The organism is Cobetia sp. BL01 (genome assembly GCF_056493605.1).
The window spans coordinates 294,884-310,389 of the sequence record NZ_JBVBEE010000003.1; the positions used below are offsets into that span (position 1 = coordinate 294,884).

The following is a 15,506-nucleotide window of genomic DNA, read 5'->3' on the forward strand; positions in this document are numbered from 1 at the left end:
ATGGCTCAAGACGACCTGCTATCCCAGGATGAAATCGACGCGCTGCTCTCCGGTGTCAATGGAGAGCACGGCTCGGAGGCCGCCAAGGCCCCCGAGAAGGAGCGTATCCGCCCTTTTGACCCCGCACGCCAGCACCGCGTGATCCGGGACCGTCTGCATGCGCTGGACATCATCAATTCACGCTTCAGCCGCCAGTTCCGCATGGGGCTGTTCAATCTGATTCGGCGCGGAGCTGATATCACGCCAGGGCCGGTGCAGTTTCTCAGCTACAACGAGTTCTCGCGCAACGTGCCGGTGCCCACCAACATCAATCTGTTCACCATGAAGCCTCTGCGCGGCACCTCGATGCTGGTCTTCCCGCCCAGTCTCGTCTTCATGGTGGTCGACAGCCTGTTCGGTGGTGATGGCCGCTTCGTGACCAAGTCCGAAGGCCGTGAATTCACCCGCACGGAACAACGTGTCATCCAGCGCCTGATGAGATTGGCCCTCACTGCCTATCAGGACGCCTGGTCGGGAGTGTTTCCGGCAGAGCTTGAGTACCTGCGCAGCGAGATGCAGGTCAAGTTCGCCAATATCACCAGCTCCCCCAACGAGATCGTGGTCTGCACCAGCTTCCATCTCGAGGTGGGCAATCACAGCAGTGACTTCCAGATCTGCCTGCCCTACTCGATGATCGAACCCCATCGTGAGCTGCTATCCAGCCCGCTGCAGGAAACGACCTCCGAGGGCGACAGCCAGTGGAGCAAGCGACTGCGGCAGGAAGTCCGCGCCACCGATGTCGAGCTGCATACCGATTTCTGCACGCTGGAAACGACGCTCGGGGCACTGGCGGAACTGGCGGTTGGTGACGTCCTGCCCATCGAACGCCCGGGCACCGTCAATGCCTACGTCAATGGCGTGCCAGTCCTGGAAGCCGGTTTTGGCAGCGCCAACGGGCATCGTGCCCTGCGCGTGAGCCGCATCATCAATCACCCGATCAATTCCGCATACGAGGACACCGGCGATGAGTGAGCCCAATTCGCCCGAAGAGCACCCGTCACCCGAATCCCCGGGAGATGCCGGATCGTCAGCCTCGGGCCAATCCCCCGATGATCCCTGGGCGGAAGCGATGACTGAACAGATGGGAGAGGAATGGGCCCAGGCCATGGAAGAGCAGGCGCCGAACGCCAGCGCCGCGCCAGGCTCAAGCGACATCTTCCAGCCGCTGGATGGCTCTGGAGGTGAGACGAGGCCGCGTGAGCTGGACATGATCATGGACATCCCGGTCAAGATGACCGTGGAGCTCGGACGCACCCGCTTGACCATCAAGCAGCTGCTGGAGCTTTCCCAGGGCTCGGTGATCGAGCTGGATGGCCTGGCCGGTGAGCCGATGGACATCCTGATCAATGGCTATCTGATCGCCCAGGGTGAGGTCGTCGTGGTCGAGGACAAGTACGGTATCCGCATCACGGAAATCATCACTCCCAATGAGCGGGTACAGAAGCTCAACCGCTGAGGCTGTCTCTGCATGTCTGCCACTGCTCCCATATCCGCCGCGCTCTCGGAGTCTGATCTCGCCGAGACGACCACTGCCGTCGCCACCGACGCCCCCCCTGCGGGTGACATCCTCGCGGGTGGCACCACCGCTGCACACACCACGCAGACGCTGGCCCCTACCGAGCCCGGCTTCCGGCATGACCCACAGGAATCGCCGCTCGGGGCGGCGAGTCTTGCCACCACGGGACTAGCGCTGTCAGGGGTGATCGCGCTGATCCTGCTGCTGGCCTGGCTGGTCAAGCGTCTGGGAGCCGGGGCCGGTGTTCACGGCACACGCGTACCGCTCCGCGCCCTGGCACGCCTGCCACTGGGCCACAAGCAGAGTCTGGTAGTGGTCGAGGTGGGGCATCAGCGCCTGATGCTGGGGGTGGGGCCGCAGGGCGTCAGCCATCTGGGTGATCTCGACGAGCAGGCACTGCCCGAGAACCTCGACTGCGAGGCCGGCGGCGAGTCTGGGTCTGATGCCGCACGCAAGCAGGGCTTCGCGGCGCTGTTGCAGTCACGTCTGACGAACAAGGCGGTCGAGCGATGACCGCGACATGCCACATCCCCCGACCAGCCGGCCGCGGGACGGCGACGCTCATCAAGGCGGGGCTTGCGATCCTGCTGGCCATGACCAGTCTGCCGACCCACGCCGATGTCCTGACGGGGCTGACCAGCCAGCCATTGCCCAACGGTGGCGAGCAGTGGTCGCTCAATGTCCAGACATTGATCCTGTTGAGCGGGCTGGCGATGTTGCCGGCGGCACTGCTGATGATGAGTGCCTTCACTCGCATCATCATCGTGCTGGGGCTGCTGCGCACGGCCATCGGTACCCAGTCGGCTCCCCCCAATCAGATTCTGGTCGGCATCGCGCTGTTTCTGACCTTCTTCATCATGTCGCCCGTCATCGAGCGCATCCATGACGAGGCCTGGCAGCCTTACGACAGCCAGCAGATCGGCCTTCAGGAAGCCATCGAACGCGGCGGCGTGCCGCTGCGGGAGTTCATGCTCGGCCAGGTGCGTGAGCCTGACATCGCGCTGTTCGCGCGCCTGGCAGAACTCGATGAGATACAGGGGCCACAGGAGGTGCCTTGGCGTGTCCTGTTGCCGGCCTTCGTGACCAGCGAACTGAAGACGGCCTTCCAGATCGGCTTCACGCTGTTCGTGCCCTTCCTGATCATCGACCTGGTGGTGGCCAGCGTCCTGATGGCGCTGGGGATGATGATGGTACCGCCTGCCACCATCTCGCTGCCCTTCAAGCTGATGCTGTTCGTGCTGGTCGATGGCTGGCAGCTGTTGCTGGGGTCACTGGCCGACAGTTTCTACTGACGTCTCGACGGAGGGTTCCTCTGATGTGGCGAGTGAGATGGCTGGCCTGGCCCTCCCGCTGGCCAGCAGCACCGGCCCTCTGTGTCTGATCTTCTTTTCATCCTCATCTTCATCACATCTCCGTCTTTTCTCCGCCTCATCGCCCATGGAGTCGCGCATGACACCTGACGTCATCACCAGTCTGGCCTCACATGCCATGTACATCACGCTACTGGTAGCAAGCCCGCTGCTGGCCAGCGCACTGGTGATCGGGCTCGTGGTCAGCCTGTTCCAGGCCGCCACGCAGATCAACGAGATGACACTGTCCTTCATCCCCAAGATTCTCGGCGTCTTCGCGGTTCTGGTCGCGGCGGGCCCCTGGCTTCTGGAGACGCTGCTCGACTTCACGCGCAGCGTCTTCACGGGCTTTCCGCAGTTGATCGGCTAGGCTGGGAGCGCGCATGAACGGGTTGGACCCGAATCAGCTCCAGGCGATGATCGTCAGTGTCATGTGGCCGTTCGCGCGCCTGTCAGGCTTCATGCTGATCGCGCCGATCTTCGGGCACCGGAGTCTGCCGACCCCGGTGCGACTGCTGATGGCGTTCGGCCTGGCCGTGATCATCGCGCCATTGATCGACAGCCCACCGGCACCGGACATGCTGGGGCTGGTGGCCGTGTGGCAACTGGCACTGCAGATGGCGGTCGGCATGGCACTGGGTCTGGTGATGCGCATCACCTTCGCCATCGTCGAGGCGGCGGGGGAATTCATCGGTCTGCAGATGGGGCTGGCCTTCGCCAGCTTCTTCTCGGAGGACACTGGCACCAACACCCAGGTGCTGTCGCGTCTGCTGGGCATGCTCGCGATGCTGCTGTTTCTGGCCTTCAACGGCCATCTGCTGGTGCTGGAAATTCTGGTGGGACATTTCCATGACATCCCGCTGGATCTCGCTAGGCTGGGGTCACCGGGACTGGAAAACCTGCTGCTCTGGAGCGCCAGCCTGTTCAGCGCAGGCCTGCTGCTGGCATTGCCACTGGTGGCATCGCTGCTGGCCATCAATCTGGCCATGGGCGTACTGAACCGCTCGGCGCCGCAGCTATCCGTCTTCTCCATCGGCTTTCCGCTCACCCTGCTGCTGGGCATCGCCATGCTGTGGCTGATGATGCCCGGCATGACGGATTGGCTGTCGCTGCTGTTCCGTCAGGCGTTGAGCGCCCTGCAGGCCGTGCATGCAGGGCTGGGAAGCGGTCTGTGAATCAGCGCAGATAATCGAACAGCGACATCGAGGAGATCTCGGAAAAGGCCTGCTGGGAGGCCTGCAGCCCGACCTGAGCCAGTGAATAATCAGAGATCGCGGCATTGTAATCCAGGTCGATCAGGTCAGAGCGTGTGGCGGCATAATTGATTTCGCGGTCATCACCGATGAGATCGAGAGCGTCCAGTTCATTGAGCTTGGTGCCGACATCGGCGCGTACGGTCAGCACGTTGTCGAGACTGTTGCGGAACTGGCGACTGGCGCTCGCGATGGCATTGTCGAACGCGGCTTGATCCTCGTCGGTCTCGATGGGCGTCGCCAGCGCCGTGATGAGGCTGTCCAGATTGGCGAAGACCTCGGCGCTGGCCTCTCCCTCCTCGATCACCAGCTGCGTTGCCTTGCCGGACGCCTGAGCCTCAAGCACCTGTTGCTCATCACCGGACAGCGTCATCGACAGGCCATTGAACGCAAGCGTCATGCCATCGCGGAACGCCACCGGTGATGCCAGCGGGTCGCCATCACCATCCAGCATCGTGACATCCGCACCGTCGGCATCGGTGATCGTGACGCCAGTCGCATCGATGTCGATGATGTAGGAAGCGCCATCGACACGCGCGCTTGAATCGATCAGCTCCGGCCCCTTGAAGGTGATCGGCAATGACGACTCGCGGCTGCTGGTCTGGATCGCCAACGACTGGCTGCCGGATGCCACGCCAGCGAAGATCTGGCTGCCGGTGTGATTGACCTCCATCAGGCGCGAGCTGTCGACGCGCTGCTGGCGCTGCTGGTCATCTCCGCGATAGGTGCCGTCCTCAGCGAAGGGCGCCGTATCCCCCTGCAGGCCACCGAACAGATAGTTGCCATTGCCATCGGTGCTGTTGGCCAGCCCCAGCAGCACGTCTCGGCTGCCTTCGATCTCGGTGGCCAGCGCGTCGCGATCGCTGTCACTGAGGGTGCCGTTGCCTGCCTGGACGATCAGGCTCTGGACACGCGTGATGGTATCGGTGACCTGATTGAGCGTACTTTCCTCGAGGGACAAGGTGTTGCGCGCCGTGGTCCGACTGTCTGCGAACTGCTCATTGACGGCCTGTGCCTGTGAGATCGTCACTGCCTGACTGGCGGCACTGGGGTCATCCGAGGGATTGACCACGCGCTTGCCGCTGGCGAGTTGCTCGGACATCTTCGAGAACGCGGCCTGCTGCTCCAGCATCGAATTGACGCCCTGGGCATAGAGGGTTTGGGTACTGATGCGCATCACGACCTCGTTAGCGGATGTTCAGGAGGGTATCCAGCACCGTCGCCGCGGTCTGGATGACCTGAGCGTTGGCCTGGTAGAACTGCTGATAGCGAATCAGGTCCGCGGCTTCCTCATCGAGGTTGACCCCTGACACCGACTGCTCGGCGGCCGTCAGCTGCTCGGTCAGGCTCTGTTGCGCCTCCAGATTGACCTGCACCAGCCGAGTCTGATTGCCGACCTGGCTGACCAGCGAGGCGTATTGATCATTGAAGCTGCCGGCACTGCCCAGCGCGTCGCTGCTCTGCAGCTGCTGCAATGCCAGGATATTGCGGTTGTCGAGGCTGCCGCTGCTCTCGCCCGCCGCGATGTCAGCGCCGTCATCGATCGCGACCCCAAACGTCGCCGCAATCTGGCGCGTCGGCTGGATGGTGAAGCTGTCACCCTCCTGCATGTTGGTGGCCGAGAGGATCAGACCCTCATGTTGCATCAGGCCTTCGCTGTCCGGACTCAGACTCTCCACTGTGCCATTGCCCAGATTCTCGAGCCGGTATTCCCCGCCCTCCAGGCTCAGGCGATAGTCATCACCGGTCAGGGCGACACTGTAGAAGTCCTCACCCTCCTTTAGGGTCGCAGGAGCGAACTCGACCTCAAGCGCCGCATCGAGGGTGTTGCCGCTGGCGGGCAGGATCTCCGGCGTGCCGAGCGTGAAGAAGTCGCCGCCGGCGTCACCATTGGCATCGACCCCGTCGCCATGCTGGGCATTGAAGGTCAATGCCAGACCCGCCGCCAGTTGCCCCAACTGATTCTGGGCCGGCGCCAGACTCTCCTCACGAAAGCCCAGCAACCCGCCCAGCGTGCCGCCCTCAAGCTGGCCCTCTTCGAGACTCATCGGCATTCCCGGGGCCGCGCTGTAATTGACCACCACCCGACTGGCATCCTGTGGGTCCACCACCGCGACAAGATCATGGCTGTCGCTGCCATTGACCAGCAGCTGACCGTTGCCAAGGCTGATGCTCAAGCGCCCGTCCTGCTCCTGCACGTCGACACCCGCCAGCGATTGCAACTCGGTGACCGCCTGATCACGCTGATCCAGCAGCCCCAGCGGCTCTTCTCCGGTGCGCGCACGCGTCATGGAAATCTGCTCGTTCAGCGAGGCGATCTGGGTGGTGGCGTTGTTGATATCGCCGACCACATCGCCGATTCGCGCATTGACACCGGCATCCATCTCATCGAGATACCCCGCGAAGGCATTGAGTTGCCCGGCCAGGCTCTCCGCCGTGCCCAACATGCTCTCGCGGGCGGCAGGGTCGCCCGGCTGGCTGGCGACACCCTCGATGGCAGCGAAGAACTGCTGCATCAGAGGCGCCAAGCCAGCCTCTTCATCCGCCAGCAGATTGTCGATCTGGCTGAGATTGGCCTCACGGGTTTCCAGCGCCGCGCTGGCGCTCAGCGCCGAATCCAGCTGCGCCGAGAGATACGCATCCGTCTGGCGACTGATGGAAGACACGCTGACGCCAGAGACCTGGCTGGCCCCCGGCCCGCCACTCAGTTCCACCGTCTCGCGGCTATAACCCGGCGTATAGACGTTGGCGATGTTGTTGCTGTTGGTGGCAAGCGCGGTCTGGGCGGCCTGCAGACCACTGACACCGATACTCAACATGCTGCTGGCCATGACGTTTACCTGAAGCGAATGAAGAAGACAGTAGGAAGATGGGCACTCTGCCGCGACGTGCCGGGCATGCCTGACTATCGGCCAGTGCTGAGCGAACTTGAGTCACGACCTACTCCAGTAGCCCTCGAGAGGTCGTTATCGCAAGCGGAATCGCTCCGCTCTGCGAAGGCGTTGCCGCCGGGGCTGTCACCGACATTGCCGTATCATCGGCGAAGAGGGGCCTGGCCTCACCGGCGTCGCGCTGCCACAGCGGTGCGGAGGCAGCCAGCCATCCCGGCTCTTGAGTGTCCTGCGAGGCGCTGGCGGTTGAGGTGCCCGGGAGGGAGCGTTCCACCTCCGAAGACGGCAGCACGTCACGTGACGCCAGGCGAGGCAATGAACGCTCGCGATCACCGCTGGCATCCAGCGGGCCGACACGTTGCATGATCGAGATCAGCTTGTCGGCATAGTGAGGGTCGGTGGCATAGCCTGCCGACTGCAGGGCACGCGCGGCGCTTTGCGCATCCGGTGACCGGGCAACATGGGCATAGCGCTCGGCCCCGCTTAGCAACGCGGCGTGGTCACGCAGCGCACTGGCCTGATCCGGATAGACCCGGAAGCTGTCTTCCAGCTGCAGCCGACGTCCCTCACGATATTCCGTGGTCAATACCGTGGTGCTGTCCCCCTGCCAGCCACTGCCGGCCTTGATCCCGAACAGGTTGTGGCTGTCCTGGCCGTCCTCGGTGTGGATGCGTCGCTCGCCCCAGCCGGTCTCGAGTGCGGCCTGCGCCAGGATCAACTCAGCCGGCAAGCCGCTTTCACGACTGGCTGCGCGCGCCGCTGGCGCAAACTCCGCCACGAACCGCTGGACGTTGTCGGGTTGCTGACGCTGGTGCACGCTTAGCATGGACACGTCAGCGGCTGAGCGTGCCGTCTGATGGCCTTGTGAAAGTCGCTCAGTACCCGCCCCGACAGCTCCCTGAGATATCTCGGCATAGAGTCCCTGAACCTCCCGACCCGCCGATACCACCTCCAGCATCGCCATGAAGCCGCCAGGCGAGTCGGCGCCTTCGGCTTCCACCGCTGACAGCCAGTTCGCGTCCGCCACCCCCTGCGCAGCGCCAACCTCCTTGGCGACGAGATCAGAGGCAAGAGCGTGGGCAGACTCACTGGACGATGTCTCAGGCGGGGAATCACCGCCAGCCGTGCCTGCCCGGGAGGACAGTTGCTGAATCAGGATCCGTGAAAGCCCCACCCCCTCCCCGACACTGGCCAGCTGCTGTGAGAGCTGCTGATCCAGCATCGAGGTCATCATCTCCTGCTGCTGGGAGCCGGTCAGCGCTGAGCTTTCGGTCGCCGAGCGCATCTGCTTGAGCATCATGTTGAGCATCAAGGCTTCAAATTGACGGGCGCTCTCCTCAAGAGCCTGCTGTTGCCGCTCTCCGCCACTCGTGGCCGCCCCCTTGAGACTCGCAAGCCCCTGGGTATCGAAGGCCAGACGCCCGGCATCCACGCCGGCATTGCTCGTGGACAGCCCCATCAGATCACCTCGAGATCAGCACGCAGCGCGCCGGCTGCCTTGAGCGCCTCGAGAATCGAGACCAGATCCTGCGGGGTGGCCCCCAGGGCATTGAGACCGTCGACCACCTCGGAAAGGCTGGCCGTCCCCTCGACCATGCGCAGCGCACCGCCCTGCTGGTTAACGCTGATATCGGGGTCGTTGACCACTGCCGTCTGTCCCTGGGACAGCGGCGCGGGCTGACTGATCACCGGATTGGCATCGATCACCACCGAGAGGTTGCCGTGGGTGACGGCGGCACGCGCCAGGCGCACCTCGGAATTCATCACCACCGAGCCGGTACGGGCATTGACCACCACACGTGCGCGCGGCACGCCCAGTGACACCTCGATATTTTCCAGCCCGGCGATGAAACCGACGCGCTGGCTGATGTCGCGTGGCGCCTGAATCACGATGTCCCGATTGCTCAACGGCGAGGCCAGCGAGCCACCGAAGTGTCGATTGATCGCAGTGGCGACGTTCTGGGCATGATTGAAATCGCCCTCGAAAAGATCCAGATGAATCACGCCATTCTCATCGCCGAGTCGGGTGGGTACACCACGCTCCACCGTCGCCCCGCCAGGAATGCGCCCTGCCGTGAGCTGATTGACCTGCACGCTTGAGCCACCCGCCTGGGCGCCGGCGCCCCCGATGATCAGATTGCCCTGCGCCAGTGCGTAGACCTGGCCGTCCACCCCCTTGAGCGGCGTCAGCAGCAAGGTGCCGCCACGCAGACTCTTGGCATTGCCAAGCGAGGACACCACGACATCGATGGGCTGACCGGAACTGGCGAAGGCCGGCAGGCTGGCGGTCACCATCACCGCAGCCACGTTCTTGAGCTGCATGTTGGTGCCCGACGGAACCGTCACCCCCAGCTGGGAGAGCATGTTGGTCAGACTCTGCCCGGTGAAGGGGGCCTGGGTGGTCTGGTCACCACTGCCATCGAGTCCCACGACCAGGCCATAGCCGACCAACGGGTTGTCGCGAACGCCACGTACCTGTGCGAGGTCCTTGATGCGGTCGGCCTGCACCGACTCCAGGGAGAACAGCAGGCCGGTCAGCAGCAGACAGGCAGAGAGTGCTGCACGCAGTCGCACGGGGAGTATCAGCTCAAGCATCGGAAAGCGACTCGTCAAGAAAGGTCATGGTGGGAAGACACCCTGTCAGGCTCACGCCGGGCAGCGCCATCAGAACGGTGCCAGATTCAGGAAGAAGCGCTGCATCCAGCCCATGCTCTGGGCCTCATTGATGTAGCCGTCGCCCACGTATTCGATGCGCGCGCTGGCCACCTGGGTGGACTGCACGGTATTGGCCGAGGAAATCGTGCGCGGGTTCACGACCCCTGAAAAGCGGATCGACTCGGTGCCCTGATTGATCGCGATGCGCTTCTCGCCACGCACCTCGAGATTGCCGTTGGGCTGCACCTGACTGACCGTCACGGTGATGGTGCCGGTGAAACTGTTGTTGGCATTCGAGCCACCGCTGCCGGTGAAGTCGTTGTCGCCCTCGATATCGGCATCGGTACCATCCAGCAAGCCGGTCATGAAGTCGGGAATGGCGCTCAGCGAGAAGCCGACGCTGCCATCGCGACTCGCGTTGCTGGCCGAGCTCTTGCTGGCACTGACGTTCTCATCCAGCAGAATGGTGATGATGTCGCCGATGGCACGCGGGCGTCGGTCCTCGAACAGCGGCTGATTGCCATAAAGCGGCTGGAAGATGGCGCCATTGGCCATCGGCTGGGGACGCGGCTGCAGCGTGGATTCCAGTGGCGTGGTGTCCACCAGCGGCTCGCTTGGGACATAGGCGCAGCCAGCCCCCAGCAGCATCGCGCCCAGCAGGCCCGCAATTCCTGCTCCACGCACAGACGCCCGCCGCACGGCCTGCCGTGACGCCTCTACCCTGCTCACCAGATCACACGAAAGCGACATGCAAGAACCCTTACATCTGGACCAGACGCTCGAGCATCTGATCGGTGGTGGTCACGGCCTTGGAGTTGATCTCGTAGGCACGCTGGTTCTGGATCATGCCCACCATCTCTTCCACCACGTTGACGTTGGAGGTCTCGACGAAGCCTTGATAGAGCGTGCCAGCCCCATTGAAGCCGGGCACGCTGTCGCTGCGCGGCCCAGAGGCGTCCGTCTCGGAATAGAGATTCTCCCCACGACTGAAGAGGCCAGCGGGATTGATGAAGGTGGAAAGCTGCAGCTGCCCGACTTCGGTACTGTTGGTCGCGCCCGGCTGGGTGACACTGACCACGCCATCCGAGGCGATATCCACGCTCAGCGCATTGGCCGGGATGACGATCGCCGGGTCCAGCGGATAGCCACTGGACGTCACCAGCTGGCCGGTACTGTCGAGCTGGAAGGACCCATCGCGGGTATAGGCGCTGGTACCATCCGGCAGCATCACCGCAAAGAAGCCCTGCCCGTTGATGGCGACGTCCTTGGAATTTTCCGTCTGCTCCAGATTGCCCTGGATATGCAGGCGCTCGGTGGCCACGGTTCGCACCCCGGTCCCCACCTGCAGGCCCGAGGGCAGCTCCGTGGTGGCGGATGAAGCCGCGCCCGGTTGGCGCAGATTCTGATAGAGCAGGTCTTCAAATACCGCGCGCGAACGCTTGAAACCATTGGTCGAGACGTTGGCCAGGTTGTTGGCGGTCACGTCCATCTGCATCTGCTGAGCTTCAAGGCCGCTCTTGGCCGTCCATAGGGCACGAATCATCTGATGGGCTCCGCAATCAGGCTTCGGTGTCAGTCGAGACCAAGCAGGCTATTGCCCCGCTCGGCCATGCGCTCCGCGGTCTCGATGCCTTTCATCTGCATCTCGAAACCGCGGGCATTGTTGATCATGGCGACCATGGCGTCGGTCGCCGAGATATTGCTGCCTTCCAGCGCTCCCGAGACGACACGCACCTCGGGGTCCGCCACCAATGGCGCGGCCGGCACCCCCTCGGCGGTCAGCGGCTGGCGAAAATAGCCGTCCGCCCCACGCTCCAGCGGCAGCCCACCGGGCACGCTCTCGGGGTTGACCAGCTTGAGCTGTGCCTGCAGCACCATGGTATCCGGTGCATCCGCCGCCGAACGAGCGCTCACGCCACCATCCGCGGCGATGTGAACGATGGCATTGAGCGGCAGCGCGATCGGCCCGCCATCGCCCATCACCGGCAAGCCACCCGATGTCAGCATGCCGTCGGCGTCGATCTGCAGGGCGCCGTTGCGGGTATAGCGTTCCTCGCCATCCGCGCCCTGCACGACCAGCATCCCCGGGCCGTCGAGGGCGACATCCAGCGCACGTCCGGTGGACTGGATCGTGCCCTGTGCCATGGAGGCCCCAGAGGTGGTCAGCTGGCTGGACACCCGCGTCGGCAGGCCCTCGCCCTGGACATCCACGGCCCGTGACAGGGTCAGCATCTCGCGAAAGCCCGTGGTGGAGACATTGGCCAGATTATGCCCGGCGACATCCTGCGCCGCCAGACTTCGCTGGGCACCGCTCATGGCGGTGTAGAGCATCCTGTCCATCACCGACTCCTCCTTTCATCAATCGTTGCGGTCAGTCGCCGCCAGTCACAGTGGTCAGGCACGGCGGTCAGTGGCCAGGTGCCGCCGCCACACCGTGTCGCGACACATCACCCTTCAGCGCGGATCAACGCAGGTTGATCACGGTCTGCTGAACTTCATCCTGGACCTGGATGGTCTGGGCATTGGACTGATAATTGCGCTGAGCGACGATCAGATCCACCAGCTCCGTGGTCAGATCGACATTGGAGGCTTCCACCGCGCCGGACACGACATCGCCGAAGACACCCTCCCCCGGCACGCCCACCAGCGGCTCACCGGATTCCGCCGTCGCCAGCCAACCATTGTCGCCATTGGGCCTCAGCCCCTGATCATTGGCGAAATTTGCCAGCGCGATGGTACCCAGCGTCTGCTTGAGCTCGTTGGAATAGCTGCCGATGACCCGGCCATCATCCTCGAAGGACACCCCCACCAGGCTGCCCGAGGTATAGCCATTCTGGGACAGCGAGGTGACTTCATAGTCATTCGCGTACTGGGTGCTGCCGGAGAGATCGATGCTGAAGTTCAGATCCTGCGCCCCATTGGAGAGGGCATAGGTCATGGCCGTGGGGGTGTAATCCGCCAACTGACCATTGGCGGCGAAGCTGATCTGCTCGACCTGTGCATCGAACTCGACCGTCGGCGCCGTGCTGCCGGCATTCACCTGTGACTGGTAGTCGGCCGACTTGCCCGCGAAATCCATCACATGCTGGACATCCCAGGTGTTGTTGCCGGTCTTGGTATAGAAGGAGGTCACCACATGCTCGCCGCCCAGGCTGTCATACACCGTCATCGCCGAGGCGTAGTCATAACTGGCGGGGTCCATGGGATCGAAGGTAGTGGAGGTGGTCTCGGCCTCGGCGTCCAGATTGATGGAAACCTGCGCGCCGAAGATGCTGTTGGCCAGATTGTCCTGGGTGGCGCTGGCAGCCAGCGGCGCCGTCGGCACCTGCAGCACGACCGGCTCCCCGGTGACTCGCTCGCCCGCATAGCCCGTCAACTGGGCGCCCTGTGCATTGACGATGAAACCGTCGGCATCGATGTTGAGCTGGCCATTGCGCGAATAGACGACCTGACCGGTACTGTCGGCAAAGCGCAAAAAGCCTTCTCCGGAGATCGCCAGGTCCAGATCACGCCCGGTGGTTTCCAGGGACCCTGTCGAGAAATCCTGGGAAATGGTGGCGACCTGCACCCCGATACCCGCCGCCTGAGAGCTGGCGTAGAGGTCCGCGAACTGGGTCTCGGATGACTTGAAGCCCACCGTTTCCGAGTTGGCGATGTTGTTGCCGATCACATCCAGATTGGTCGCGGCAGCACTCAAGCCGCTCAATGCCTGTGAAAACGCCATGATCTGTCCCTTGTCTCGCTATGTGAATGAGATCCCGAGCAGCATCGTGATACTCGGGGTGGCCGCAGCCTCTTTCCAGCGGCGCGTGTCGAGGGCTCAACGACTCGCCTCCCGCGCCGGCGCATGAGCTCAGAGCACCTGACGCACGGCCGCAAGTTCCACCACCCCAAGCTGCGGACCAAGGTCCAGCTGAGCCCCGCTCTCGGATTGATTGACGCCACTGACCACGCCATAACTCAGTGTCTGCAAGTCGCTATAGGGCTCACCGCCACGCTCGGCACTCACCGCCAGCTGGTAGGCGCCATCCCCAGCCTGACTGCCATCCTCCAGCAGACCATCCCAGACGAAGCCATGGATGCCGGCGTCCAGCGCCCCGAGTTCGAAGGTCTTGACCACGCTGCCATCCGCGGCGAGCACCTCGACCCTGGCATCATCCACCGCTCCTTCAAGCTCGATCCCGAAGGGCGTGGAGGTGGCATTGCCCACCAGCACGGCATCGCCAGCAACCAGCACGCCCTTGTCGATCAGGCTGGCGGCCTGCAGGGCCTCGCTGCTGGAAATCTGGGTGGTGATGCTCTCCAGGGTCGTGTTGAGCTCCTCGATCCCGCTGACCGTGCTGATCTGAGCCAACTGCGCCGTGAGATCGGAATTCGAGACCGGGTCCATCGGGTCCTGGTTCTGCATCTGTGCCACCAGCAACGTCATGAACTGATCATTGAGCTCCTCGGTGCCGCTGGCAGACACGGCGCTGGCAGCCGCGCTCGAGGGGGTGGTGGAGGTCTGGTTCAGGCTGCTGAGCAGACTGGTATCTAGCGTCGCCATGCGATTACCCGGTAGCGGAGAAAGCGGTCAGAAGGCAGAAGCGAGGGGCAAGGCATCCCACGCCCGGGCTCACTCACCCAGCGTCAGTGTCTTGCGCAGCAACGACTTGGAGGTATTGAAGACCTCGACGTTGGCTTCATAGGATTTGGAGGCGGCGATCATGTCGACCATCTCGGCGATCGGGTCCACGTTGGAGAAACTGACGTAGCCCTGCTCGTCCGCCAGCGGGTGATCAGGACGATATTCCTTACGTGCCGGCGCATCACTCAACGCCACCGAGCTGACCTGAACACCGCCCATGCCGGCGCGCTGATCGAGAGGCTGATCGAGAGGCTGACCGAGAGTCTGACCGGTGAAGGACGAGTTCATGCCTGTCAGGGCAGTGGCGGCCTGATTGGCCTGACGGGCAAGCGGTGCATATTCAAAGACCACCTGGCGGGCCTGATAGGGCTTGCCGTCGGGCCCGGCGACGCTGTCGGCATTCGCCATGTTGCTGGCGATGGCATTGAGTCGCTGGGATTGCGCCGCCATCGCGGAACCAGCGACATGGAAGAGACTGAAATCAGGCATCAGCTGTTCTCCGATTGCATGGCCAGACGCAGGCCCTGGATCTTGCCGGTCAGCAGCTCAAGACTGGCTTCGTAATGCAGGCTGTTGTCGGCGAAACTGACGCGCTCGACGTCCATGTCCACGGTATTGCCATCCAGACTCGGCTGGGTGGGCACCCGGTACATGAGCTCGACGCCGGCCAGCGTTGCGGCTCCCTGCGCCGCCTGATGCCCGGCCCGCGGCGTAGCCAGGGAAAGGGCCGCAGGCGCGCCCGCGCTGGCGGACGTCGCCTTGGCGAGCGCCGAGGAAAAGTCAAAATCCCGCGCCTGATAGCCCGGGGTATCGGCATTGGCGATATTGCTCGCCAGCACCTGCTGACGCTCGGCGCGCAGGCCCAGCGCCTGCTGATGAAAACTCATGAGGGCATCAAGTCGATCAAACATGGGGTATCCCGGCCTTGCACCCTGGCGTGTCGGCCATGGGTGATGTCCATTGATCAGCTCACCATCGGGGAGCTTGACTCAAGCAGGAATGAGAATAGTCAGCCGGCGCGAGGATGAAGGTAGGAACAAGCCCCTTTATCGGGGCTATTTCTGGTAATGCCCGATCGGTGGGCGTCATACAATCGTGTCACGCTCGGTTTGCATGCCGATGGCCGATGGCCGATGACAGATAGCCAATGCCCAATGGCCAATGGCCGATGCCGAT

17 protein-coding genes are annotated in these 15,506 nt (G+C 63.3%); 6 read left to right on the plus strand and 11 right to left on the minus strand.

Features of this window, described 5'->3' with window-relative positions; all coding sequences use genetic code 11:
- The 6 genes from fliM to fliR all read left to right on the plus strand — a co-directional run bounded on the left by fliM (window position 1) and on the right by fliR (window position 4,079).
- Window positions 1-1,011: a flagellar motor switch protein FliM gene (fliM, locus tag ACZYGA_RS07565; protein WP_404625608.1), complete on the plus strand. Its 1,011-nt coding sequence runs from the start codon at window positions 1-3 to the stop codon at window positions 1,009-1,011.
- Window positions 1,004-1,495, plus strand: coding sequence for a flagellar motor switch protein FliN (gene fliN, locus ACZYGA_RS07570; protein WP_191237035.1), 492 nt, complete (start codon window positions 1,004-1,006; stop codon window positions 1,493-1,495). Before fliM ends, fliN begins: the two co-directional genes overlap by 8 nt.
- Window positions 1,496-1,507: 12 nt before the next feature.
- The gene (gene fliO / locus ACZYGA_RS07575; RefSeq protein ID WP_404625610.1) at window positions 1,508-2,068 is read left to right on the plus strand and encodes a flagellar biosynthetic protein FliO; all 561 of its coding nucleotides are present in this window, start codon (window positions 1,508-1,510) and stop codon (window positions 2,066-2,068) included.
- 80 nt (window positions 2,069-2,148) lie between these two features.
- Window positions 2,149-2,847, plus strand: coding sequence for a flagellar type III secretion system pore protein FliP (gene fliP, locus ACZYGA_RS07580; protein ID WP_136938393.1), 699 nt, complete (start codon window positions 2,149-2,151; stop codon window positions 2,845-2,847).
- 157 nt (window positions 2,848-3,004) lie between these two features.
- Window positions 3,005-3,274 (plus strand): flagellar biosynthesis protein FliQ, encoded by a 270-nt coding sequence (gene fliQ, locus ACZYGA_RS07585; protein ID WP_077376253.1) that lies wholly within the window; start codon window positions 3,005-3,007, stop codon window positions 3,272-3,274.
- A gap of 13 nt (window positions 3,275-3,287) precedes the next feature.
- Window positions 3,288-4,079 (plus strand): flagellar biosynthetic protein FliR, encoded by a 792-nt coding sequence (gene fliR / locus ACZYGA_RS07590; protein ID WP_084208640.1) that lies wholly within the window; start codon window positions 3,288-3,290, stop codon window positions 4,077-4,079.
- A 1-nt stretch (window position 4,080) separates the two neighbouring features.
- On the opposite strand, the gene flgL is transcribed toward fliR, so the two are convergent.
- The 11 genes from flgL to flgB all read right to left on the minus strand — a co-directional run bounded on the left by flgL (window position 4,081) and on the right by flgB (window position 15,241).
- Entirely contained in the window at window positions 4,081-5,334 is a 1,254-nt protein-coding gene (gene flgL / locus ACZYGA_RS07595) for a flagellar hook-associated protein FlgL (RefSeq protein ID WP_404625612.1), read from the minus strand.
- A gap of 10 nt (window positions 5,335-5,344) precedes the next feature.
- Window positions 5,345-6,988, minus strand: a complete 1,644-nt coding sequence (gene flgK, locus ACZYGA_RS07600) for a flagellar hook-associated protein FlgK (RefSeq protein WP_404625613.1) — start codon at window positions 6,986-6,988, stop codon at window positions 5,345-5,347.
- 109 nt (window positions 6,989-7,097) lie between these two features.
- Complete coding sequence (gene flgJ / locus ACZYGA_RS07605) at window positions 7,098-8,507, minus strand: flagellar assembly peptidoglycan hydrolase FlgJ (RefSeq protein WP_404625614.1); 1,410 nt, start codon at window positions 8,505-8,507, stop codon at window positions 7,098-7,100.
- Window positions 8,507-9,643: a flagellar basal body P-ring protein FlgI gene (locus ACZYGA_RS07610; RefSeq protein ID WP_077376238.1), complete on the minus strand. Its 1,137-nt coding sequence runs from the start codon at window positions 9,641-9,643 to the stop codon at window positions 8,507-8,509. Before ACZYGA_RS07610 ends, flgJ begins: the two co-directional genes overlap by 1 nt.
- 69 nt (window positions 9,644-9,712) lie before the next feature.
- On the minus strand, window positions 9,713-10,351 hold the full coding sequence (locus ACZYGA_RS07615) for a flagellar basal body L-ring protein FlgH (protein ID WP_404625686.1): 639 nt from the start codon (window positions 10,349-10,351) through the stop codon (window positions 9,713-9,715).
- A 112-nt stretch (window positions 10,352-10,463) separates the two neighbouring features.
- Window positions 10,464-11,246, minus strand: coding sequence for a flagellar basal-body rod protein FlgG (flgG, locus tag ACZYGA_RS07620; protein ID WP_136937770.1), 783 nt, complete (start codon window positions 11,244-11,246; stop codon window positions 10,464-10,466).
- 29 nt (window positions 11,247-11,275) lie between these two features.
- Complete coding sequence (locus ACZYGA_RS07625; protein WP_404625687.1) at window positions 11,276-12,043, minus strand: flagellar basal body rod protein FlgF; 768 nt, start codon at window positions 12,041-12,043, stop codon at window positions 11,276-11,278.
- Between the two features lie 124 nt (window positions 12,044-12,167).
- Window positions 12,168-13,427: a flagellar hook protein FlgE gene (flgE, locus tag ACZYGA_RS07630; protein WP_136937769.1), complete on the minus strand. Its 1,260-nt coding sequence runs from the start codon at window positions 13,425-13,427 to the stop codon at window positions 12,168-12,170.
- A 129-nt stretch (window positions 13,428-13,556) separates the two neighbouring features.
- Window positions 13,557-14,249, minus strand: a complete 693-nt coding sequence (locus ACZYGA_RS07635; RefSeq protein ID WP_077376223.1) for a flagellar hook assembly protein FlgD — start codon at window positions 14,247-14,249, stop codon at window positions 13,557-13,559.
- A gap of 69 nt (window positions 14,250-14,318) precedes the next feature.
- Window positions 14,319-14,819, minus strand: coding sequence for a flagellar basal body rod protein FlgC (gene flgC, locus ACZYGA_RS07640; protein ID WP_404625617.1), 501 nt, complete (start codon window positions 14,817-14,819; stop codon window positions 14,319-14,321).
- On the minus strand, window positions 14,819-15,241 hold the full coding sequence (gene flgB, locus ACZYGA_RS07645) for a flagellar basal body rod protein FlgB (protein WP_077376218.1): 423 nt from the start codon (window positions 15,239-15,241) through the stop codon (window positions 14,819-14,821). Before flgB ends, flgC begins: the two co-directional genes overlap by 1 nt.
- Between the last annotated feature and the right edge of the window lie 265 nt (window positions 15,242-15,506).

Bases quoted from the DNA above. Each gene is read 5' to 3' on its own strand.
- flgC (WP_404625617.1), bottom strand. From the start codon at position 14,819: ATGCCTGATTTCAGTCTCTTCCATGTCGCTGGTTCCGCGATGGCGGCG.
- ACZYGA_RS07615 (WP_404625686.1), bottom strand. From the start codon at position 10,351: ATGCTGCTGGGGGCTGGCTGCGCCTATGTCCCAAGCGAGCCGCTGGTG.
- ACZYGA_RS07625 (WP_404625687.1), bottom strand. From the start codon at position 12,043: ATGGACAGGATGCTCTACACCGCCATGAGCGGTGCCCAGCGAAGTCTG.
- fliP (WP_136938393.1), top strand. From the start codon at position 2,149: ATGACCAGTCTGCCGACCCACGCCGATGTCCTGACGGGGCTGACCAGC.
- flgB (WP_077376218.1), bottom strand. From the start codon at position 15,241: ATGTTTGATCGACTTGATGCCCTCATGAGTTTTCATCAGCAGGCGCTG.
- flgJ (WP_404625614.1), bottom strand. From the start codon at position 8,507: ATGGGGCTGTCCACGAGCAATGCCGGCGTGGATGCCGGGCGTCTGGCC.
- fliM (WP_404625608.1), top strand. From the start codon at position 1: ATGGCTCAAGACGACCTGCTATCCCAGGATGAAATCGACGCGCTGCTC.
- ACZYGA_RS07610 (WP_077376238.1), bottom strand. From the start codon at position 9,643: ATGCTTGAGCTGATACTCCCCGTGCGACTGCGTGCAGCACTCTCTGCC.
- fliQ (WP_077376253.1), top strand. From the start codon at position 3,005: ATGACACCTGACGTCATCACCAGTCTGGCCTCACATGCCATGTACATC.
- flgK (WP_404625613.1), bottom strand. From the start codon at position 6,988: ATGGCCAGCAGCATGTTGAGTATCGGTGTCAGTGGTCTGCAGGCCGCC.
- fliR (WP_084208640.1), top strand. From the start codon at position 3,288: ATGAACGGGTTGGACCCGAATCAGCTCCAGGCGATGATCGTCAGTGTC.
- fliO (WP_404625610.1), top strand. From the start codon at position 1,508: ATGTCTGCCACTGCTCCCATATCCGCCGCGCTCTCGGAGTCTGATCTC.
- ACZYGA_RS07635 (WP_077376223.1), bottom strand. From the start codon at position 14,249: ATGGCGACGCTAGATACCAGTCTGCTCAGCAGCCTGAACCAGACCTCC.
- fliN (WP_191237035.1), top strand. From the start codon at position 1,004: ATGAGTGAGCCCAATTCGCCCGAAGAGCACCCGTCACCCGAATCCCCG.
- flgG (WP_136937770.1), bottom strand. From the start codon at position 11,246: ATGATTCGTGCCCTATGGACGGCCAAGAGCGGCCTTGAAGCTCAGCAG.
- flgE (WP_136937769.1), bottom strand. From the start codon at position 13,427: ATGGCGTTTTCACAGGCATTGAGCGGCTTGAGTGCTGCCGCGACCAAT.
- flgL (WP_404625612.1), bottom strand. From the start codon at position 5,334: ATGCGCATCAGTACCCAAACCCTCTATGCCCAGGGCGTCAATTCGATG.